Here is a 21,875-nt window from a genome sequence, read left to right as displayed (position 1 = left end):
CGTACATGTTTAAAGTTTATTCTGCATCGTCCACTGGAAAAGTCATCTCATCATATAGCTCAGAGATGTCTTCCCACTCTTCATCGTCCACGATGTTCTCTAGTTCCGGAAGTCCGTCAGGAGAGACAACGATACGCAGAATTTCATATTCCACGTCTTTACCGGTGCCTTTCAGCACCGCATAGCCAATACCACCGACTTCAAATTCGGCGATAATATCGTAAATGGAAGACTTGCCCTGCTCATCTTCCAGTTCTACTGTTTCTCCATAGGCTTCCTTAAGCCGCGAAGTCCATACCGCTTGATCAGCGGATACATCAGTCATTCTCAGATCCTCCGTCCAACTCGTCAACCAGTGTGTTGAAAGTCTCTTCGACAATCGCCCACTCCTCGTCATTATCGATCATGAACAATTGAAGATCGTCGCCTTCTTCCACATAACGGAACGCATAAACCTCATCGGTTTCCTCGTCCTCGGAATCAAGCGGAACCACCATCATGTACTTAGCGTCCGAGCCATCAACCTCAAACTTCATAATGACCTCGAATTCCTCTTCATTACCTTCCTCATCAGGAATATAGATAATTTCCGGTTCTTCCTCTTGGCCAATCTGTTCGTTTGTCATATCCTCGCACCCCTCACCTTTTACTGTTAGCATCCAAAAAATTTTGCAAAATCAGGGCTGCAGCCATTTTGTCCACAATCCCTTTGCGTTTCTTCCGGCTGACGTCCCCTTCAATCAGCACCCGCTCTGCGGATACCGTCGTCAGACGCTCATCCCAAAGGTGTACGGGCATTGCAAATTGCTCCCGTAGCTTGTCAGCGAACTCTATGCAGATTTCGCCCCGGGGTCCTACTGAGCCGTTCATATTCTTCGGTAGACCAACTACAATCTCTCCAATTTCGTGCTCCGTAACAAGTTCACGAATACGTTCGAACTCATTACCAGTACCGCGGCGCTCAATCGTTTCAAGAGCTTGTGCCGTCCATCCAAAAACATCGCTTGTGGCTACACCGATTCTACGGTCGCCGTAATCCAATCCTAACTTCTTCATCATCTGGGATTATCCACCTTGTGATTGACGAGGTAGAATCTAACCAGCTCTTCAATCAGCTCATCACGTTCTTTTCTCCGGACCAAACTTCTCGCATTGTTATGACGCGGAATGTAAGCTGGGTCTCCGGAAAGTAGATACCCTACGATCTGATTGATCGGATGATACTCTTTCTCCACCAGTGCATCGTATACAGCGAGCAATATTTCCTGGGGAGAAGCTTCCTTTTCGTCGCCCTTCACATTGAATTTGACCGTTTTGTCCATGGAGTCCATTTGTGACACTCTCCTTCTGCAAAATCACCCTAAAAGGGCGGCTTCGCAAAGTTGCTACTGTGCAGCTCACTTGCTTCCTTTATCATAACATATTCATAGCCCAACGAGGAAATCCTGCGCGTGGAATAACGCTTTTTTTGGCATTTCCTCTACAAAAATAATGATATTTTTGGCTTTTAAGCTATTGTCAAGCACAACTATTCATGAAAATCTAACCACCTGTTAATAAAGAGTAGCGGTACTGATGTCAAACTCTCAGTACCGCTATGTTTTTTCGTAATACGTTTAAATTAAGAAATAGTTTCGTAATTTTTATTTATGCTAGGGAAGCCACTAATTCTTCTGCTTTAGCCAGTGCCTCGCCAAGCTTGGAGGCATCTTTACCACCAGCTTGTGCCATATCTGGACGTCCGCCACCGCCGCCACCGCATACTGCTGCAACTTCTTTAACGATCTTACCAGCGTGGAAGCCCTTCTTCACCAGATCCTGTGGTACAGCTACAACAAAGTTCACCTTATCGTCCATGGCAGCACCCAGAACAAGTACAGCATCCGGGAGCTTGGATTTCAATTCATCTGCAGTAGAACGCAGAGCGTCCATATTTCCTGCTTGAACAGCAACAGCAAGAAGCTGTGTACCTGCACCAACCGTCTTCACACTGCTTGTTAGTTCAGCAGCAAATGTTGCGCTAAGCTTAGCTTGCAAGGATTCATTCTCCCGCGAAAGCTCACGCACTTGGTTATGCAATGCTTCAATCCGTTTTGGAACGTCGTTCAGAGAAGACTTCAGTAGACCCGCAGATTGCTTGAGCAGATCCAGTTGGCTCTCAGTGAACTGATAAGCGTAACGTCCAGTCACTGCTTCGATACGGCGCACTCCGGAACCAATACCACTTTCGCTAAGCAGCTTGAAAATTCCAATTTGAGACGTGTTGGATACATGGCATCCACCACAAAGCTCAAGGCTGTAATCGCCGACTTGAACGACACGGACAATATTGCCATATTTTTCACCAAATAATGCCATGGCGCCCATAGCCTTAGCTTCGTCAATTGGCTTATTCTCAATGACCACATCAAGGCCACGCCAAATTTGTGCATTCACACGATGCTCGATATCGCTTAGTTCTTCCGGTGTAATCGCTCCGAAGTGGGAGAAGTCAAACCGTAAACGTGCACCTTCTACTAAAGATCCTGCTTGGTTGACATGACCGCCAAGAACCTCTTTGAGCGCTTTATGCAGTAGATGAGTAGCTGTATGGTTCTTCACGATATCTTCACGCTGTGCACGATCCACTTCAGCGCGAACCGATTCGCCTACTTTCAATTCTCCAGCTTCGACAGTTACCAAATGTACATGTTGACCATGTGGGGCCTTGAACAATCCTTTTACCTTAGCTGTAACTGAACCGCCAGTAAGCAGACCTGTGTCACTCACTTGTCCACCACTTTCAGCATAGAACGGTGTTGCCTCAAGAATTACTTGGCACTCTACGCCTTCGCCAGCGGTATCGACCAATTCATCACCCACAACAATAGCCATGATTTTCGACTCTGTTACCGAGTCATTATATCCAACAAATTCACTTTTAACCGTCAGATCCGCTAATGCGCCACCTTGGATCTTCATGCTGCCACCGTCATGACGTGCAGCTCTTGCACGATCACGCTGTTCTTGCATAGCGACATCGAAGCCTTCACGGTCTACAGTTAATCCTTGCTCTGCTGCGAAATCTTCAGTCAGGTCAAATGGGAATCCGTAAGTGTCATATAGCTTAAATGCATCAGCGCCAGCAATCGTGCTGTGCCCATCTGCTTTTGCTTTAGCGCTGATCTCACCCAAGATAGCCAATCCATCAGACAATGTCTCATGGAAACGTTCTTCTTCTGTACGGATAATCTTGGCGATATATTCCCGATTCTCGACAACGGATGGATAATACACACCCATAATCTCACCAACGGTTTCCGTCAACTCATGCAGGAACGGACGATCCAGACCCAGGGTCTTTCCGTAACGAACAGCACGGCGCAGCAAACGGCGGATAATATAACCACGACCTTCATTAGAAGGAAGTACTCCATCCCCTACGGCAAAAGTAACGGTACGCACATGGTCAGCGATAACTTTAAGCGCGATATCCTGCTCAACATTATCTTTATAAGTTACACCAGCAAGCTCAGCTGTTTTTTGAATAATCGGTTGGAACAAATCGGTATCGAAGTTGGAATCTACATCTTGAAGAATGGATGCAAAACGCTCCAGTCCAGCACCGGTATCAATGTTCTTGTTCGGAAGCGGCGTATAGCTGCCATCCTTGTTATGGTTGAATTGTGAGAACACAAGGTTCCATACTTCGAGCCAACGTTCGTTTTCTCCACCTGGATACATTTCTGGATCGCTCATGTCGCTGCCATAAGCTTCGCCGCGGTCATAAAAGATTTCCGAACAAGGACCACAAGGGCCTTCGCCGATATCCCAGAAGTTCTCATCTCCCAGCTTAATGATGCGTTCTGCTGGCAAGCCCACTTTTTCATTCCACAGCTTGAATGCCTCTTCATCCTCAGCATACACAGTTACGGAAATACGTTCTGGATCGAAGCCGATCCACTCCTTGCCAGTCAAGAATTCCCAAGCCCATGTGATAGCTTCTTCTTTGAAATAATCGCCGATAGAGAAGTTACCTAACATTTCGAAGAATGTATGGTGACGGCGTGTCTTCCCTACATTCTCGATATCATTGGTACGAATACATTTCTGCGAGTTCGTCAGGCGCGGATTCTCAGGAATCTCACGGCCATCGAAGTATGCTTTCAGCGGTGCCATACCTGCGTTGATCCACAACAGCGAAGGATCGTTATGCGGTACGAGAGATGCACTAGGTTCAATCTTGTGACCTTTACTTTCAAAAAACTTAAGCCATTTGGAACGAATTTCACTTGCTTTCATTGTTTACAGCTCCCGTCTCATCTTTTTAATTCGGCTCATGCGCCAGATTGTACAAATTTTCTAAAAAATAAAAACAAAAAAACGCCCCTGAATAATTCAGGGACGATTAATATCGCGGTACCACCCTGGTTATCGCCTTGACCCAATTTACGGGAAAGTTAAAGGGCGATCGCCTTGTCGCGGCTGATAACGGGTGCCCCCGGTGAGTTTGTGATCTCACACTCCGAAATTAGCTTTCCACCGGCCTGTCTTCAAGGTTCTCCCAGCCATTACGAAATGTTTTCGTAAAGGAACCTGTTCTCTGATCAAGCCATCCTCCGGCGTACTTCATTTTCATCAACGTTTTATCCGATTTACATTTTAACATTTCAAGTATAGCCAGTGCCCCTTCATCTGTCAATCTGAGTAGGAGTTAAGAATAACGTGAGAATATATGATTTTTGTAATGGTGAACTCGGGCACTTAAAGAATATAGTAAATCTCAGATAACATTTGGAAAATTATGTATTATAAATAGTGCTCTAGAATACGCAATGCTCGGGTAAAACCAAAGGAGGATTACAAATCATGCTGCGCAATAAAGTAACTGAGGAGCTATCGATTGTTAAAGTTCAGCCTACATCAATACGCTTTATCGTCAGTCTCATTTTTATTCATATTCTCTTCACTCTAACGGTTAACCTTGTACTTTTTGCAAATGGAACTTTAAGCGTTATTGCCAAAAGCACAAACGGATGGATCAACGAAACGTTAGCTGCAAATCTGTTCGGTCTTGTGTTAGAAGTGGTTATTTTCTTATGTATAATAGCTAAATTATCGCTGAGGGATTTGGGGTTAAAAAGGAATACATTATTAGCAGGACTTATCGGCACTTTTCTATTTTGGCTCGCAATTAACATTGTTGATTTAGGTATGACATTACTGACTCACTCAAGTTTAACATTCAATAATGATATATTTACGAATTCGAACGTCGTCTTTGGTGCATTCCTGGGTCAGATTTTCGGAAATGCTTTACTGGAAGAAGTCTTGTTTCGGGGCTTTCTGCTAGTTCAAATCTATCTCTTATTAAAAAAAGTCAATAACAATACTTCACGCATTGGTTATGCAATGCTTTTCTCACAATCGATCTTTGCCGCTATACATATCCCAAATCGGATCTATTCAGGATTAGTCGGAATGGATTTTGTTTATGATTTTATCGTACTAGTAATTCTAGGGGTCATATTCTCATTACTCTATGTCTTAACCAAGAATCTATTTTTCGTGATTGGCGTCCATTCCTTAATGAATGTTCAGATTATGTTTTGGAATAGTAGTTTTACTCATACAGCAACGTTAATCTGTGTGTTGTTACTGACTTGTCTTTTAATTTGTTTCAAAAGGAAGGAATTCCGAGCGCAGAAATCAGAGGAGGCAGTGCCAAGCTGAATAAATGGAATCGGAGAATTTTCTAGAATCGCGACTGACCCAATTGTAAACATAATCACCTAAAGCAAGCAGTCGATAACCAAAACGGAGGGCAGCAATTCTCAAGTAAATATGAGAATCGCTGCCCTGTGCTGTATTTTTACGTTTTTAATATAAAAGAGCTACGTTTCCGTCAGCTGGCGCAGGCAGTACGTTTCCTTAATAACAATTCTAAATCAGCTTGTGTGCAAACCACTTTTCGCCCCTGAAGCGCCAAAGAAAAATGCCCCCGCGAACGGCCCACTCGCAGTTCATCGCCAGCCAGACACCCATGACACCGTAGCCCAGTACGATCCCAAGGATGTATCCAAAAATTACCCGAAACAGCCACATCGTCAGCATTGAGGTAATTGAGGTGAAGCGGGAATCTCCCGCTGCCCGCAGTGCGGACGGCAAAATAAAGCTGACGGCCCACAGCGGAACTTGGGCAATGGAATTCACCAACAGCACCACAAACAGATCATCAATGATCTCGGAAGGTGGGGAAAAGATGGATACCAGCGGGTGGAATAGCGGCATCAGAATCAAGGCGATCAACGCCAAAGAGCCAGACCCGATCCAGAGAAAGGACTTGATGAACTTTCTGGCTTCAGAGACATTCCCCCGCCCGATACATTGGCCGACCACCGTTACAATAGTTAGCGACAGCGCGCTGGCTGGAATTTGAAACACCAGAGCCAGCGAGCCGGCAATGGCATTGGTCGCAATGGCATAAGTGCCTAGGCTGACAATAAACACCTGAGTGAGCAGTTTCCCCCCGTTGAAGAACATCTGCTCTGCCGCGAACGGCACGCCGATGAACATGATTCTCCGCAGCATGGTCAGAGGGATTCGGAATAGGTCACGAACACGCACCCGGAGGGCCGTATCCACCTTGAACAGATACACCAGGGCACAAACCATACCAGCATACCGCGCGATATTAATCGCTAGCGTCATCCCCAGCACACCCATGTGCAACAGGTTAATGAAGACCACGTTCAGGATAACATACAGCAGGTTCATGATGAGCGACAGCATCAAAGAAGCCCGTGTCTTGCCCACTCCTCGCAGAGCTCCGCATACCGCCTGAACCACCGCGATGCCCAGATATGAGATGCTACTGCCGATCAGGTAGATGCGGGCATTGTCCAGCACTTCGGGTGAGGCGGTTCCGAACAAAAGGTTCAATATAGGAGTATGTAAGCCCATCAGCAGCAGACCGATTCCCAAAGCGATCAGCGACACCGAAGCGACCGAAGCCGCCGTAGCCTGGGACACCATCCGGTCGTTTCCGCTCCCTTTATACTGCGCGACTACCACTGTCCCCCCGGTTGCAACCGCCACGAACACATTGATCAGAAAAATATTCAGCGAATCCACCATATTCACTGCACTGACCGCCGCCATCCCGGACGAGCTAATCATTGCGGTATTTACCAGATTAAGTCCAATAATGAAGGCCTGGTCAATCAGAATTGGAATAAATAAAGCTATAATTTGCCGATAATCCATCCCCTCCCCAGAAAGATATTTCTCCAGCAATCTTTTCTTCTGAAGACTCGCGCGAAGCTGCATAACATATCACATTCTTTTCTGTAAAATGGAAAAAACTCTTCATCCGAAGAGCTTTTCAACAAATTATACCCATTATACCGTGGGCACTTTACATTCAGTTTACTATAGATACACTTTTAAGTCTTTAATCAGGAGTCAAAAAACAGCAACTCTCCTTCAGATATTTGGAGAACATAAACTTCATCAGAATTATACAGCTTCAGACCATCAGACCATAGAATCATTCGTTCATCAAAAGTATTGGCAAAAGTCTTTAAGCGGATTGCGTTATGCTTGATGATTATGATCGATCTTTGCATTTACGCAAGAAAAACGCCTGACGGCTTCCTTGGAGGTAGAGTAGAGTTACAAGCTGAGTACATCCGTAATTCCATAATCGTATCCATATACACCTTCGTAGTGAGGTTCCGAGAGACGGACCATATTGCACTTATTCTCTAAAACAAGCCCATTCCCGGGTGATTTGGGGCGGATAACGGTGCTGGCTCGTTTACGTTACTGGCGGCACATTGTATTCGGTTTTTCGCATACATTCGGCTCGTTTACGTTACCGTCGGCACATTGTATTCGATTTTTCGCATACATTTGGCTCGTTTACGTTACCATTAGCACATTGTATTCGGTTTTTCGCATACATTTGGCTCACTTACGTTACCGTCGGCACATTGTATTCGGTTTTTCACATACATTCGGCTCGTTTACGTTACCGTCGGCACATTGTATTCGGTTTTTCGCATACATTTAGCTCGTTTACGTTACCATCAGCACATTGTATTTGGTTTTTCGCATACATTTGGCTCGTTTACGTTACCATCAGCACATTGTATTTGGTTTTTCGCATACATTCGGCTCGTTTACGTTACCGTCGGCACATTGTATTCGATTTTTCGCATACATTTGGCTCGTTTACGTTACCATTAGCACATTGTATTCGGTTTTCCGCATACATTTGGCTCGTTTTCGTTACCGTCGGCACATTGTATTTGGTTTTTCGCATACATTTGGCTCGCTTACGTTACCGTCGGCACATTGTATTCGATTTTTCGCATACATTCGTCCGTAAGCTCGACTAAAACATGCATTTCGAAGGATATAAGGTCCGTTCGGCCCGTTATACATCCCAAAGAGGGGTGTGCTCAATTAAAAACAGGGCTCCCCATGGCCACCAGTTGAATATAGGCCATCCTATAAATTCTTTTCACATTTCTCAGCTATCTCGAAATTTTATAAATTCTATTCCATAAAAAAAACCCGCGCTAGGCGCGGATTCTTAAAGAAGCTATTAAGCCTTCTATTATTTTGCACTTTCGGCAATCGTCTTATAAGCCGCTAAATCTGTATACACTTCCACCTTAAGCGGATTGCGTTTATGTTTGGTAATTTTATAGAAGTGATAGACAAACACTGCAATATTAGCTGCTAAAGATAATGCACTCACAACCCAAAGCGCCGTTTCGCTGTGAGAAGATTGTACGGAGAACTTTGAATCGCCAACAAACGCCGGGAACGACATTGTAAACATCATCCAAATCGCCAAGGTTTGTGCACGGTGCTGTAGCCATGCTCCTTTTTTGAAGAAGAATGCTGGAATTGTACAAGAGATCAGAAGAGCTGCACCTGCATAGAAGGAATGGTCAGAAACTGCGTTATATACATAGGCAAAGTTCCAAATGTCATAAGCAATGATCCAGAACCACAGCTGGTCCGGCCACAACATATCCTTACTCTTGTCTTTACTAATAACAATACCCATCCAACCAGAAATCGTAATAATGTTCAGAATACCTGCGATCCCGTTCATAATGTTCCAAGGACCACCTACCATCATTACGCCATCCACCATGCCTTGCAAGCTGTACACTTGGAAATCACGGATAACTGCTTCAAGAATGTTAACTGCAAGGATAATAGCCGGGAACATTAATATATATTTATTTTTGTCCCATCCTTTAACATAACGGATAGCCATAAACCCTATACATCCTGCCAAGGCAGAATATACTTTTACCCAGTGAAACCATGTTCCAGTACTGGAGCCTTCGCCTGCCGTATTCGGCCAGACCGCTATGGTAAGAACAATTGGGACAACGATAAACAGAATGATTGAAAACCACTTGCTTCTTCGAGCTATTTCGTTGAAAATCATTAATCCTGCAAGTACCACTAACCACATTAGAGCAGAGTACCAAGGAATCGATTCGAATAAAAACATAATGCATTCCTCCTAAAAGTTTTGTGAGCATAAACATCACTGATTGTCTTCGTGCAAAACTAGCTTCGTAAGCATTCGCATATTTTGTATATAAGCTATGTCTTGAGTCCAATATATCCCATCCTCCTTCGAACGATCAAACCGCTCAAAACGTTGATTTATCAAGGTTTTCATAGTCTCATTTCGAGTTGAGTTTACACATCAATAGGACTGGAATTCATCCAAGGTCCTACCCCAAGTAAGGGAATCTAATAGAAACCATGCCTACAGAACTACAAACTGTAAACCTAACTCGAACGTAAAATAACCCCCACAAAGTGAAGTTTTGCTTTAATGCTTACTCAGTTACTTTGTGAGAGGCCCAAAATATATACTTTATGCAATATAAAAAAACCTTGCCGACAAATTTCTTTGTGGACAAGGCTTACTACTCACGCATTTTTAAAAAAATCTTTCAACTAAGTATTTCGAATATACGATACAGTTCTCCAGTGTAGGAAAATTCATGATTTCTCCTGCATAATAGATCTTATCTCTTCCTTGCATCTGATCAAGCCGTTCATAGAAGCCTTCACGGATCGCTTTAGAATCTACATGGGGAAACTGCTTCCAGCGCTTCATCATATACAGACGTATATTCTCGCCGCCAAGCTCGCGAAGTTTATTTTCTACCTTTTCCCTCATCTCGAGATCTGTCATCTCATCATTCTCCGCTACATACACCGTAACTAGATCCGTTGTTCCCATATCTGCCCACCTGTAATACCATGCCATCATATGTCCCTTGCGTTCAGGATTCATATTGCAGGGGATATATCCAGAAAGCTCCGGCAACCCCTTCACTCTGTAAGCATATACCCGAAACCGTTCATAGATTATACACTCAAACAATGCTCTATCTTCCGAAGATAAGTGAATCATATCGCCCAGATGCTCTAAGGAAGCTGTATAAATAACCTTGTCAAAATAAAAGATATCCTGGTTTGTTTCCACCCGAACTTGACCATTTTCCTCTTGCTCCATATGTAGCACTTCACAAGTCAGACGCAGATCCTCTACTTGGTCGGCCATTCTTCTAATGAGTTCAGTGACTCCCTTAGGCCAGGTTATCATGTGAGTGATCTCAATAAAGGATAATAAATTATCATAAGTAAGAAATTTCAATACATAGGCGGCCGGCACATCCTGAATACTCCCAAAACCAAAGGTATTGAAGTAATGCATATACACCTGCCCAATTACAGATAGCTCATTCTCCGTACACCAATCTGAAAAGGGCTGACATAGATCTGCCGGTAAGTGTAGAAAACCCGGTTCTTGTAGTGACTTATAACGTTTCAAAATTTCCGGCAACCGTTTGAATTCTTGGGTAAACATCTGAATTTGGTCCATAGGAATCTGAGTAGTTTTTCGCCCATTTGTATCAAAAAATCCCCGTTCCAAGAGTGGCCCCTTGTCCATAAGATCAAACTCCCTCATGAGTTCTATCGTATGTTTATAAGTTGGCAAGCCGATTAGAGTTCCCATTTCATAAGTTTTCCCTTTGTATTCGATGGAGTGGCACTTGCCACCTACTCGGTCCGACTTCTCAAGGAGAGTAATATGAGTATATCCTTTTTTCGCTAGTTGGTAGGCAGCTGTAACCCCAGAAATCCCTGCACCGATGATCCCTATCCTGTCTTCATACTTCATATTAGTCATCATCCGTTATCTCCTTGTAAATAACCATAATGGCAAGGTCTCACGCTGACCTGCATACTCAAGTGCGACATCCGATGGTATTTTACCTTGATTAGGTCCGTCTGTGATCACCCTGCTGAAGTTATAGATCCTCAAATATTCGTGTAAGCGCTTTTCTAAAGTCTCAAAGGAATCAATCGTATCATCCAACCAAGCCTGCTGATAGAACTCTTTCGTCAACACTGCTGCAAATTGCTGTAAGGGCTGAAATACTTCTGTCTGATCTGCAGTAATAGCTACTTGATTTATGTTGTTCTTATGTAAAAAATCGCTGTATTTATGTTTACCTCTATCCCAGTTCGTAGTAAATTCACGACTCTTGTTCGTAACCAGATTATTAATTTGGAATTCTAAGGTCTTCATCAATGGGATGACTTTCAAATCCATAAAATCGATAAAATGAATGGCGGACTTCCGATTATATAGCTTAACTAAGCCTAATCTGGAATAGGCATCGTAGACCACGTATTGATACACCTTTCCTACCCTCGGGAACACTCCCATATAGCTAATACTCTGTTGGCACATATACCCGGGATGAGCATTTTCCGGATTTTTCATCCTATAGTCCAGAGGTTTGGATTTCTCTTTACACCCTCTGCTGTTAGCCGCTTGCGCGCCGTCCCGCTTCTTTGCTTTAACTTCTTTGGCGTAAGCCTCCCGTTCTATTCTCTTACTAAGTCCATTTCGACGCAGCACATTATAAATACCTGACTCCCCTATGTTCACACCCTCATCCTGCAGTTCGTAAAAGATTCGCTTGGGTCCATCTTCAGGGAATTTGGCAACGTATTGTAAGATCAATCTTTCCGTTCGCTTATCCACTTTATTAGGCATTACCGGCTTTCGTTCCTTCTCTGCCAGTCCATCCATCCCCTGCTCTTGGTAAGCTTTACACCACTGATAATAGATCGTCCGGGATATGCCAAACTCCTTGCAGGTTTCGCTCACATTGTTGCTGATAGTCCCTTGCATGAGGATATGATATTTGTTGTTTGCATTCATCTATTACACCCCCTATTCTTTATTTTATACATAGTTGGCGTTAAATACAGTGCTATTCTACAAAGGATAGGTGAAAAACTTATACTTTCTATTATTTTAAAAAAAGAGAGACAGCTCAAGGCTTCTCCCCATTCCGAACAAAATGTGTGCTGTATGCCCCTCCAGAAATCTCCAAACAGTTCAGACGTTGACCATAGGCACATCCACCATCCACACCAATCTTATCGCCCAGCGGACTAAACCAGATGTCTTCCGAATCATGTAGATCCATCGTCGAGGTATGACCGAAAATAACCGTTTTGTCAGTGCTAACTACAGGATTCGTATAAAATGGCTTTCTGATCCAGATAAAATCATATGGATCCTGCTGCTTCCAATCCGCTATTAATGGATTAATGCCTGCATGGACAAAGATATGGTCTTCCGTCTCATGATAAAGTGGCAATGAACTTAGAAAGTCCAAATGATGTTTGTATTTCTGTCTAATTTCTTCTTTCAGCAGCATATAATCATGCCAGCCAAAATCCGCTTTAAAAAAATCAGAATCCGCCTCACAATAGCTCATCAATGTATACAAACCACCGTTGTTTAGCCAATGCGTATCCAGTTTATCATCCTCGCTGGTGAGCGCATCATAGGCCATTTTATCATGATTGCCTTTTAGAACTGTGACGTCCCATTCCCGCTTTAGGGCCATAACTTGGTCCACAATTCCTTTACTATTGAGACCTCTATCCACATAATCCCCCATCAGAATGAGCTTGTCCTCGGATGGCCGATAGTTTATTTTTTTTAATAATGCGTTGAATTCGGAATAGCTTCCGTGAATGTCGCTAATCGCTAATATTCTGATTGTAATTCCTCCTTGCTCTGGATGCTGCAAGCTAAAACGCCTTCGGCGTCCTTTAAAGGACGGTGAGCGTTTATGCGAGAATTATAAGGATAAAGTATATCGTGAAACTTATACTTTCTTATAATTAAAAAAAGACGTTCCGGGCAGAGGCACCGAAATATCTTTTTTTGTAATGGTCGCTATACGGAATCCATAACGAGCGGATCTTCATCGGATTGAGTAAAAAGCTGGCGGCTTCTGACTTCATGCACCGCTTCTTGAAAACGATCACACAGAAAAATCAACTGGTCGATCTCTTTCTTACCCACCTTTTCCGTAACTTCACTTAAAATACCTGAAAAAGTAGCCATCTGGGAATCATAAATCTGCTCCCCTTTATTCGTCAGACCAATATATACAACCCGCCGATCGGTATCGGACGTTGTTCGCACCACGTAACCCTTCTCCTCCAAACTGTTAACCATTTGTGTCGCAGTAGGCCTGCTAATTTGGAGCAAGTCGCTTAATCTAGAAATCATGACTCCCTGCTGCTCTTCGACTTCGTCTGAAAGCTTCTTTCGCTTCATCAAATTGTTTATGACATACATCATCATAAATTCTCTATACGAAATCACTTCCTTTGAGGACGGACGAGAGGTCAAACGTTTAATATTTTCAAAGGCTATAATTAGCTTTTGCTCTTGACTATTTTGAGTATCCATAGGGCACCTCCAATTTAACTCAATCTAATTAGATTACTTACCTATTTCCAAAAAATCAAGTCCAAATCACATTCTGTTTCCATAAAAATTAAATAATTAAACAGTTGTGCTAAATGATGAATTTGTGTATTATACATAAATGATAGTTTGGCTACCTAATTATTAAGACGTGAATTCCCAAACTACAATATATAGAAGTTAAAGGAGAGGAACAGCTCTGGAGCATCTTACGCAAAAGAAAAAAGTTACAATTATGATTGCTTTAATGGCGGCTATGTTTTTCGCAGCAATCAACCAGACCATTGTGGGTACTGCAATGCCCCGAATTATTGCGATGTTAGGAGGCATTGAACATTATACTTGGGTAATTACCATCTATATGCTCACCTCTACAATCGCTACCGTACTTGTCGGCAAATTATCCGATATCTATGGAAGAAAGCCATTCCTCTTAGCGGGGATCGTTATTTTTATTATAGGCGCTTTCCTGTCCGGATTGTCGACAAATATTTTCCAAATGATCACTTATCGCGGGATTCAAGGTCTTGGCGGCGGGATTCTAATGTCGGCTACCGTAACCGCTGTAGGTGATTTGTTCGCTCCTAGAGAGCGAGCCAAGTGGACTGGAATTATGATGGCCATATTTGGATTCTCTAGTGTAATTGGTCCTACCCTTGGCGGCTTCATGGTGGATCACATGGCTTGGAAATGGATCTTCTGGATCTTCTTGCCTTTCGGTATCGTGGCTTTCTTCATGATTTGGAAAATGTTCCCTAAAACTGCACGCTCCACTTCAGAATCCATTGACTACTTAGGCTCCATTTTCCTTTCCCTTACCATTGTTGCACTCTTGCTCGGCTTTTCATGGGCGGGTACAAAATATGAATGGGGTTCCCCAGAGATTCTCAGCTTGTTCGGGGCATCTATTCTCGGAGTTATTATTTTAATTCTGATTGAACGAAAAGCTAAAAGTCCAGTATTGCCATTATCCTTATTTAAGAATTCCATCGTAACCATCTCCATGGTTGTCGGCTTCCTGATGAATGCCGGTATGATGGGCGCAATGATCTATCTGCCATTTTTTGTCCAAGGTGTAGAAGGTGTCTCCCCAACCAACTCGGGATTCATTAATATGCCAATGTCACTGGCAATGATTGTACTTAGTACGCTCGTGGGTAGATGGATCTCCAAATCAGGTAAATACAAGCGTTATGCCCTGATGGGTATGCCCTTTATGGTTGTAGCCATGATCATAATGGCCTTTATGAGCAACATTGCGATGGCCGTAGTCAGCATGATTGTCTTCGGGATTGGTTTAGGACTATCGATGCCTGTCTTTACCTTAACCGTACAAAATGCTGTAGCTCCCTCCATGCTAGGGGTTGCTACTGCTACAAATACTTTGTTCCGTAATTTAGGTGGAACCATCGGTATCGCTATTATGGGTACCATCATGAACACTTCATTAACGAATAAACTAGAGGCAGCAGTGTCCTCTGGCAAGGGTCCAGATTTAACCAAACTTGACCCTGAATCCGCTAAACAGCTTTCTGCATTTATGAATCCGCAAATGCTGCTAGATCAGCCTAAGCTGAAGGAACTGCACGCAACGCTGCCAGAGCAGATCCAGCCGCTCTTCAATCAATTGATTGAGATGCTGCGAAACGCACTAAGCGATTCCCTGACGGTTGTATTCTTAAGCGGCACGGCACTGTTAGTCATTGCAGCATTGCTTGTCCTGTTCCTTAAAGAGATTCCGTTACGAAGTGGTGAGAAAAAAACAGAGGTAACTGCAGAGGGAAAAAGCGAAGGCAAAAACCTTGAAAAGTCAGTACCTGCTGCACACTAATCACAAATAAATATACATTAGAGATGTCCGTAAACAGCTTTGGCTGTGCGGCATCTCTTTTTTATGTGAAGGAGATTAGGATTCGGTTGGTTGATCGTTCAATTCTTCGAAATAATCGTAGACTTCGTTTAACAGCTCCATTAACGAATCTGTCTTTTCTCTACCCATATAATCAATCATGCCTTTAAAGGTATTTCGGGATTTCGTCACGGCCATTTCGGCCAAATGCTCTCCTTTTTCCGTAAGCGTGATCTCACTGATTCGGCGATCCTGGGCATCGGCAGAACGCACTACATATCCCTGTGCAATCAGACTATTGACCATCTGTGTAACCGTAGGAGAAGTGACTTTAAGAAACTTGCTGATATCTGATACGGTCTGGCCCTTCTTCCCTTCCCGTTCCTTGCCGAGCTTTAAAGAAACCAACATCCGAACCTCACTTGGCTTCAATCCCCAGACTGTAGTTTTACGCCAATTCATCCTGGCAAATTGCTGGAAAGCTTCCATTAGTCCATCAACATTCTGATATTTATCTTCGTTCATCAGTACACCCCATAAGATCCATTTAACACTAAGTATAGCCTAATCGGGCATAAAAAAGAATTGATAGATGTCAGATATCCATTTTCAAATCATTACTATCGAGATGTATAATGGGATCAGAAGAAAGGGCTTGGTCGTCCTTTACTGACGATAAATGATACATTGTTATATATAAAATACAGGCAATTCACGCCTATTCGAAAGAGGTTATCTATCATGTCCTTTTCTTATTCTACATATGACGCTCTAGGGCTTGCTTCGCTTGTCAAAGCACGTGAAGTCTCCCCTCGTGAGCTTGTCGAAGCCGCTTTCGCTCGGCTCGATGAAGTCAATCCAGTTCTTAATGCAGTCGTGCGCACTCGTAGAGAAGCTGCTCTTAAGGAAGCTGACGATATGCCTGTTCATGATAGCACTCGCCCGTTTGCCGGCGTTCCTTTTCTGCTCAAGGATATCTCCCAAGCTATCGCTGGAGAACCTCTTACTTCGGGTGCCTTGCTTATGAAAGACAATATTGCCAGACGTGACTCGAACTACGTAGCACGAATCAGAAACGGCGGATTTATTCCGCTTGGACATACGAATACACCAGAATTCGGCCTCAAAAACATTACCGAGAACGTCCTTCATGGCCCGGCACGTAATCCGTGGAATCCCGAATATTCCCCCGGCGGTTCAAGTGGTGGTGCAGCTGCAGCTGTAGCTTCTGGTATTGTTCCGGCAGCGGGTGCTAGTGATGGTGGCGGCTCGATCCGTATCCCTGCCTCGTTCACCGGCTTGTTCGGACTGAAGCCCACCCGTGGACGTACTCCAGTAGGACCAGGTGTCGGTCGTCAATGGCAAGGCGCTTCTATTGACTTTGCATTGACAAGGTCCGTACGCGATAGTGCTGCCATGCTGGATCTACTACAGGTTGTGCAGCCAGAGGCTGCTTTTCAAACACCTCTATATCCGGGCGTCTATTTAGACGATCTATTCAAGCCAGCACAGCGAAAACTGCGCATAGCGTTCACAACAGCTTCTCCAGTAGGCACTCCTGTAACGAATGAAGCAGTCATTGCTGTGCTCAAAACTGTAAAATGGCTCGAAGCTGAGGGGTATGAAGTTGAAGAAAAGCTAAGTCCAGTAAATGGTGTTAGGCTGATGGAGAATTACTATACGATGAATACTGGCGAAGTGGCAGCGATGTTCGTATCGCTGGAAAAAATGATGGGACGTTCCATTACTTCCAGTGAAGTCGATATCGTTACTTGGGTCCTTGGGGAAGCCGGAAGAAAAGTCTCTGCGGCAGAATTTGTGCATAGTCTGGATGAATGGGATATTGCAGCCGCACAAATGGCAGGTCTGCTTAACCGCTACGATCTGTATATCACACCAACAAATGCGGATTCAGCCCCTAAGATTGGCGAGTTAACGCATAGCTCTGCTGAAATCGAAAAACTTCTGCATGTACATGAATTGCCGAAAGAGGAACAAGAGCGAATGATTTACGCTATGTTTAAACCAAGCCTAACCTACACACCGTTCACCCAGCTCGCCAATTTGACGGGTCAGCCAGCTATGAGCGTTCCCGTCCATATGTCGCAAGAGGGTCTACCGTTGGGGGTACAGGTAATGGCTGCTAAAGGCCGGGAAGATTTACTGCTTCAGCTTGCAGCCCATCTTGAACAATCCGAGCTGTGGGTAGGGATGACAGGGAATCCGCTCTTTCCATGATGAAATTCATGAAGTGGTGGCTAAGTCAATTGAGGATCATAGTTCTATTACTTAACTATGCTCGATCCTATTGAGAATATAATGATCGTAGGAAGATCGATAAAGATTTGAATCAAATCAAAATGAGATGGCCAAACAATGACTATGATTGGATCAAAATAGATAATAGTATTAGCGCTAATGTATAGCAGATATATATTAATAAATTAATGATTCTGGTTAGCTTGTCCACAAAAATAAACCGTTCCTCGATGCCCAGCTCCCGACCACATTTTGGAACATAATAACAGACGTTTTTAAAGTGTCCACAAAAGCATGCTTTTACGGCTGCCGATCGATAAGCCGGTCGTTGGATTGCGCTTCAGCTTGCCATTCACCAGGAATGTATTGGCAGCAGCAGCTGCGGTGGATCCGCGAACCGGCCAGCGCCGGGGTAGCCAGGGAATACCTGCAAGCACTCCTGCAGACGGCAGGTATGGCCACCGGTGATCACTGCAGCGAGCAGCCTGACGTATGCCCGTTCGCGGTATCCACATCCGGAAGCCGCCGGCTGCTACCGATCGCTGAGCCGGCACCGTGCCGGGTAGTCCGGGAACTGCGGCAGGCACTCCTGCAGACGGCGGGTATGGCCACCGGTGGGCACTGTAGTGAGCTGCCAGGCGTTCGCCGGTCCTGGTGCATCCGCCTCCGGAAGAGCGCCGGATGCTGCGGATCAAAAACCCGATCACCTGGTTGTGCTGCAACTTGCAGCAGCAGCATCTGCGGCGGATCCGCGAGCCAGCACTGAGCCAGGGAGCCCGAAAATAACTGCAGGCACTCCTGCAGGCAGGAATGGCCACGGGTGAGCACTGCAGCGAGCAGCCCAGAGTTCGCCGACCACCCAGAGATTGACCTATATTGGAATCCCTCAAGCATAAAAAAGGAACCCGCGCTGGTATCAGCGTGAATTCCCCTCACCTGTAAGATTGTTATTTAGCAACTGCAATCTTCATTTCCAAGTCCTTGTAATAGGTCTTGATCCATTTTTTTCCTGAGTCTTTCAGGATGTCTCCTTTAGCGTCTATGGTGTACGTAAATGGCCTAATTGTGATGGTTTTCGGCACTGCTTTGAAGGAGGCTGCATAGAACAGGTCTTCTTTAATGTTAGCTGTGATCGGTCGCTTGATGTCGATGTCGCTGACGGTTGCCTGAATTAGATTTCCTTTCTCATCGGCAATGTCATACAACATCTTGCTTGAACGCCCTTTGGATTTGGCTGCTCCAGGAACTTTCCCGCTGCTGTGCAGCTTGAGTTCCATCATTAACGGCGTCATCTGGAAATAGTCCACGGTATAGCTAAAATCCCCGCTTTTTTGAGTTGTACCCGGCTGCAAGGTTGCAAGACTATTCAGCTTTTTCACCGGGACGGTAAAGGTAAATGGCTCCTTGACGCTCTTGGTGTACACCTCTATCGTCATTTTGAATTCATCCGCGAGCTGCGGTTTGCCATCTTTGGGGATGTTGAAAGAGAGCAAAGCTGCCCTTTCATCTTCCGGCATAGACGTCACATAGGGAAGATATAACATCCTTTTCCCATTAACAGACAAAACCGGGATCTGCGCGATATCAATAATGATCCCCTTACCCACAGTGCCTCCCTCCTGCCGGAATGCCATGTCAAGACGGTTCCCGTCAAACATTACTTTGGATATACTGAGCGTTACGCCCTCGTGGGTAATCGCTAGATTGGAACTGGCAGATTGCCCGGAGGTCTCGGCACTAACGGTTGAAGGGAACCCGCTGCCTGTGACTGCCATTACCAACGTTACTGCCAATGCTGCTCCAGCGAATTTTTTTCTCAATTCAGGTTTCATAGAATTCAATGGATTAGCTCCTGTCCTATTTTTTATGAAAAGAAAAAGGGAGCTATCCCCAGGTCATTATTGATGACCTGCGGGACTGTCCCCTTCTCTAATGGATTAAGGCTTAACAGGAATGGTCAATTCCAGATCTTTCAGATATGTTTTCTCACCCACACTGTTCTTTCCTTGGCCGACAACGCTCCAATCCTTGTTGTTCACAGTAAGAGTAAATGGCTTGATTGTAATCGTTTTAGGTGTGCCAGCAAAAGGAGAAAACAGTTGATCAATCTGATATTCAGTCTTGGGTTCGCTGTTGAAATACTCGAATCTGCTCGGATTCACGACATTTCCTTGGTCGTCTACAAGCTCGTAATAGACCATACTGGCGCTGTAATCACCGGTTTGCCCCGGAGATTGTGGTACTTGGCCCTTACTATCCAGAACGAAACGGGTGGACACCGGCGAAATATCCAGTTGCTTAACGGTATAACTGAACTGTCCGTCAGATTTGGAGGCCTCTGGTTTCACAACAATCGATTTATTCTCCACGTTCACAGGAATCTTGAATTCAAAAGCTTCTTTCACCTGTGTGACATTCGCCTGAATGGTCAGCTCGAATTGGTCAGGCAAATTTAGACCCTTAGTCACTTCAACTACATAAGCATTCTTCTGCCTAGGCGAGTCGCCAAAGCTGCCTCCGCCATATTCAATGGCTTGTCCGTTAGCGAGGATCGTTGGCATTTTAATATAACCTTTAAGCTGATCCTTTTCCTCAACATCTTTTTCAAAAAGGTATGGAGAGCCTGTATTCGGCAAATCTACGCCTTCACGTTCCAAAACGAAGGACAACCGGGTTCCATCATAAAGTAAATTAGCTACCTTCAGCGTGATTCCTTCATGGGTTACACTCAGGTTAGGTTCTGTTACGATTCCTTGTTTAATGGCAGTATCCAAAGCTTCGTTGCTGGTTCCCTCAAAGAGAATTCCAACAATAGGAATTTGCTTTAACGTTGAAGCCATTGCCGGTGATACAAATCCCGTACCCACCACACCTGCACCTAGGATGGCTGCTGCTGCGGCCACTACTGCTGTTCTTTTCATTAAATTAGGTTCGGATGATGTTCTTTTCAATTCACTCGCTCCAATCGTATTCATAATTTGATAACTCATACTTTTCTTTGGTAAAGACGATTCACGAATCATTTGTTCGATGGCATTCATTTCAGCGAATTCCGTTTGTTCCGGCGAATGTCCCATGTGCTATCTCTCCTTTTCGGCTTTTACATTCCATCAGTTTGCGGCGCAATCGTTCATATTTTTTCCGTATGGTTGCGGACTTGAGGCCCATGATTTCGCCTATTTCCTCAAAGGTGTACTGCTCTACTGCCTTAAGGAGTAAAATATGACGCTCTTCAGTTGTGAGAAAAGTCAAAAGCTCATAAACCTCTGACTCATGACGGGAGATTTGCAGCACAGGCTGCTGCTCTTTATAATGATCGATCAGCTTAAGCCAGCGGCTCTGTCTCTTCTTCAAATTGATTAGATGATGGTATGCCATCTTATACAGCCAGGCTGAGAAGGATACTTGCCTGCTGTACTGGTGAAGATTTTGATAGGCGCGAATAAAGATCTCCTGTACGGCATCTTCCGTCTCCGCATGATTTTTCAGGATATAATAGCAGTAGGTATACATTTGCCGTTCAAACTGGATGATGATCGCACTGTATGCCTCTTTGTCTCCTGCTCTGACCTGTTCTACAACCGCTTCAATAGCATTCCATTTTCCTTCCTCTTCCCCGGGGATGGTTGGCTGCAAGAGCTCACCTCCTTTCTTGTTTACCTATATAACAATCTCGTAATGCTATTTTGTGACACTATTTTTTAATATGCAGTTAGATTAGGGACTACAAACGCAGTGAGATTAATTACATATACGAACAAAATCACCCTAACGGGTGAATAACTTTTTAGCCAGCGGTTATTTGTCCGCTGGCTAGAAAGTTATTCACCAAGGTTCCGTTACAGAGACAAACTCTGGGGATTCTCCAGACTCCAGGTCGTAGGCACACTCTCCCACTATAAATTCAGGGACAGGATCTACCGTCCCACA

19 protein-coding genes are annotated in these 21,875 nt (G+C 44.4%); 4 read left to right on the top strand and 15 right to left on the bottom strand.

Annotation, left to right across the window (positions count from 1 at the left end; translation table 11 throughout):
* Window positions 1-16: 16 nt before the first annotated feature.
* The 5 genes from H70737_RS07620 to alaS all read right to left on the bottom strand — a co-directional run bounded on the left by H70737_RS07620 (window position 17) and on the right by alaS (window position 4,281).
* The gene (locus tag H70737_RS07620) at window positions 17-325 is read right to left on the bottom strand and encodes a DUF1292 domain-containing protein (protein ID WP_042186082.1); all 309 of its coding nucleotides are present in this window, start codon (window positions 323-325) and stop codon (window positions 17-19) included.
* Window positions 318-626: a DUF1292 domain-containing protein gene (locus H70737_RS07615; RefSeq protein ID WP_038569507.1), complete on the bottom strand. Its 309-nt coding sequence runs from the start codon at window positions 624-626 to the stop codon at window positions 318-320. Before H70737_RS07615 ends, H70737_RS07620 begins: the two co-directional genes overlap by 8 nt.
* Window positions 627-639: 13 nt before the next feature.
* Window positions 640-1,056 carry a Holliday junction resolvase RuvX gene (ruvX, locus tag H70737_RS07610; RefSeq protein ID WP_042193474.1) on the bottom strand — a complete coding sequence of 139 codons (417 nt, stop codon included), beginning with the start codon at window positions 1,054-1,056 and terminating at the stop codon, window positions 640-642.
* Window positions 1,056-1,331: an IreB family regulatory phosphoprotein gene (locus H70737_RS07605; RefSeq protein ID WP_042125473.1), complete on the bottom strand. Its 276-nt coding sequence runs from the start codon at window positions 1,329-1,331 to the stop codon at window positions 1,056-1,058. The genes ruvX and H70737_RS07605 overlap by 1 nt, the downstream gene beginning before the upstream one ends.
* A gap of 316 nt (window positions 1,332-1,647) precedes the next feature.
* Window positions 1,648-4,281 (bottom strand): alanine--tRNA ligase, encoded by a 2,634-nt coding sequence (alaS, locus tag H70737_RS07600; protein ID WP_042186080.1) that lies wholly within the window; start codon window positions 4,279-4,281, stop codon window positions 1,648-1,650.
* Window positions 4,282-4,848: 567 nt separating this feature from the next.
* Between alaS and H70737_RS07595 the strand changes: the two genes are divergently transcribed.
* Window positions 4,849-5,712, top strand: a complete 864-nt coding sequence (locus H70737_RS07595) for a CPBP family intramembrane glutamic endopeptidase (RefSeq protein ID WP_042186077.1) — start codon at window positions 4,849-4,851, stop codon at window positions 5,710-5,712.
* A 210-nt stretch (window positions 5,713-5,922) separates the two neighbouring features.
* On the opposite strand, the gene H70737_RS07590 is transcribed toward H70737_RS07595, so the two are convergent.
* The 6 genes from H70737_RS07590 to H70737_RS29700 form a co-directional block, all read right to left on the bottom strand.
* Window positions 5,923-7,308: an MATE family efflux transporter gene (locus H70737_RS07590; RefSeq protein WP_042186074.1), complete on the bottom strand. Its 1,386-nt coding sequence runs from the start codon at window positions 7,306-7,308 to the stop codon at window positions 5,923-5,925.
* A gap of 1,294 nt (window positions 7,309-8,602) precedes the next feature.
* The gene (locus H70737_RS07585; protein WP_042186069.1) at window positions 8,603-9,520 is read right to left on the bottom strand and encodes a DUF5692 family protein; all 918 of its coding nucleotides are present in this window, start codon (window positions 9,518-9,520) and stop codon (window positions 8,603-8,605) included.
* A 441-nt stretch (window positions 9,521-9,961) separates the two neighbouring features.
* Window positions 9,962-11,224, bottom strand: a complete 1,263-nt coding sequence (locus tag H70737_RS07580; protein WP_081951060.1) for an FAD-dependent oxidoreductase — start codon at window positions 11,222-11,224, stop codon at window positions 9,962-9,964.
* A 3-nt stretch (window positions 11,225-11,227) separates the two neighbouring features.
* A complete protein-coding gene (locus tag H70737_RS07575; protein WP_042186066.1) occupies window positions 11,228-12,265 on the bottom strand; it encodes a helix-turn-helix domain-containing protein in 1,038 nt (345 codons plus the stop codon).
* 115 nt (window positions 12,266-12,380) lie between these two features.
* The gene (locus tag H70737_RS07570) at window positions 12,381-13,148 is read right to left on the bottom strand and encodes a metallophosphoesterase family protein (protein WP_231573401.1); all 768 of its coding nucleotides are present in this window, start codon (window positions 13,146-13,148) and stop codon (window positions 12,381-12,383) included.
* Between the two features lie 149 nt (window positions 13,149-13,297).
* The gene (locus tag H70737_RS29700) at window positions 13,298-13,819 is read right to left on the bottom strand and encodes a MarR family winged helix-turn-helix transcriptional regulator (RefSeq protein ID WP_052404196.1); all 522 of its coding nucleotides are present in this window, start codon (window positions 13,817-13,819) and stop codon (window positions 13,298-13,300) included.
* Between the two features lie 217 nt (window positions 13,820-14,036).
* On the opposite strand from H70737_RS29700, the gene H70737_RS07560 reads away from it, so the two are divergent.
* Window positions 14,037-15,668, top strand: a complete 1,632-nt coding sequence (locus H70737_RS07560) for an MDR family MFS transporter (protein ID WP_042186064.1) — start codon at window positions 14,037-14,039, stop codon at window positions 15,666-15,668.
* 75 nt (window positions 15,669-15,743) lie between these two features.
* Here the strand turns inward: H70737_RS07560 and H70737_RS07555 are convergent, their stop codons facing one another.
* Window positions 15,744-16,211: a MarR family winged helix-turn-helix transcriptional regulator gene (locus tag H70737_RS07555; protein ID WP_042186061.1), complete on the bottom strand. Its 468-nt coding sequence runs from the start codon at window positions 16,209-16,211 to the stop codon at window positions 15,744-15,746.
* A gap of 216 nt (window positions 16,212-16,427) precedes the next feature.
* On the opposite strand from H70737_RS07555, the gene H70737_RS07550 reads away from it, so the two are divergent.
* Complete coding sequence (locus tag H70737_RS07550; protein ID WP_042186059.1) at window positions 16,428-17,924, top strand: amidase; 1,497 nt, start codon at window positions 16,428-16,430, stop codon at window positions 17,922-17,924.
* A gap of 647 nt (window positions 17,925-18,571) precedes the next feature.
* The gene (locus H70737_RS07540; RefSeq protein ID WP_042186054.1) at window positions 18,572-18,769 is read left to right on the top strand and encodes a hypothetical protein; all 198 of its coding nucleotides are present in this window, start codon (window positions 18,572-18,574) and stop codon (window positions 18,767-18,769) included.
* A 123-nt stretch (window positions 18,770-18,892) separates the two neighbouring features.
* On the opposite strand, the gene H70737_RS07535 is transcribed toward H70737_RS07540, so the two are convergent.
* The 3 genes from H70737_RS07535 to H70737_RS07525 all read right to left on the bottom strand — a co-directional run bounded on the left by H70737_RS07535 (window position 18,893) and on the right by H70737_RS07525 (window position 21,581).
* Window positions 18,893-19,777, bottom strand: a complete 885-nt coding sequence (locus H70737_RS07535) for a DUF5643 domain-containing protein (RefSeq protein ID WP_231573476.1) — start codon at window positions 19,775-19,777, stop codon at window positions 18,893-18,895.
* A 105-nt stretch (window positions 19,778-19,882) separates the two neighbouring features.
* On the bottom strand, window positions 19,883-21,022 hold the full coding sequence (locus H70737_RS07530; RefSeq protein WP_042186050.1) for a DUF4179 domain-containing protein: 1,140 nt from the start codon (window positions 21,020-21,022) through the stop codon (window positions 19,883-19,885).
* The gene (locus H70737_RS07525) at window positions 20,988-21,581 is read right to left on the bottom strand and encodes an RNA polymerase sigma factor (RefSeq protein WP_042186048.1); all 594 of its coding nucleotides are present in this window, start codon (window positions 21,579-21,581) and stop codon (window positions 20,988-20,990) included. The genes H70737_RS07530 and H70737_RS07525 overlap by 35 nt, the downstream gene beginning before the upstream one ends.
* Between the last annotated feature and the right edge of the window lie 294 nt (window positions 21,582-21,875).

It is taken from the genome of Paenibacillus sp. FSL H7-0737 (assembly GCF_000758545.1).
In the GTDB taxonomy this organism is placed as follows: domain Bacteria; phylum Bacillota; class Bacilli; order Paenibacillales; family Paenibacillaceae; genus Paenibacillus_AQ.
The sequence above is the reverse complement of the archived record's forward strand: the minus strand, read 5'-3'. Positions and strand labels throughout refer to the sequence as shown.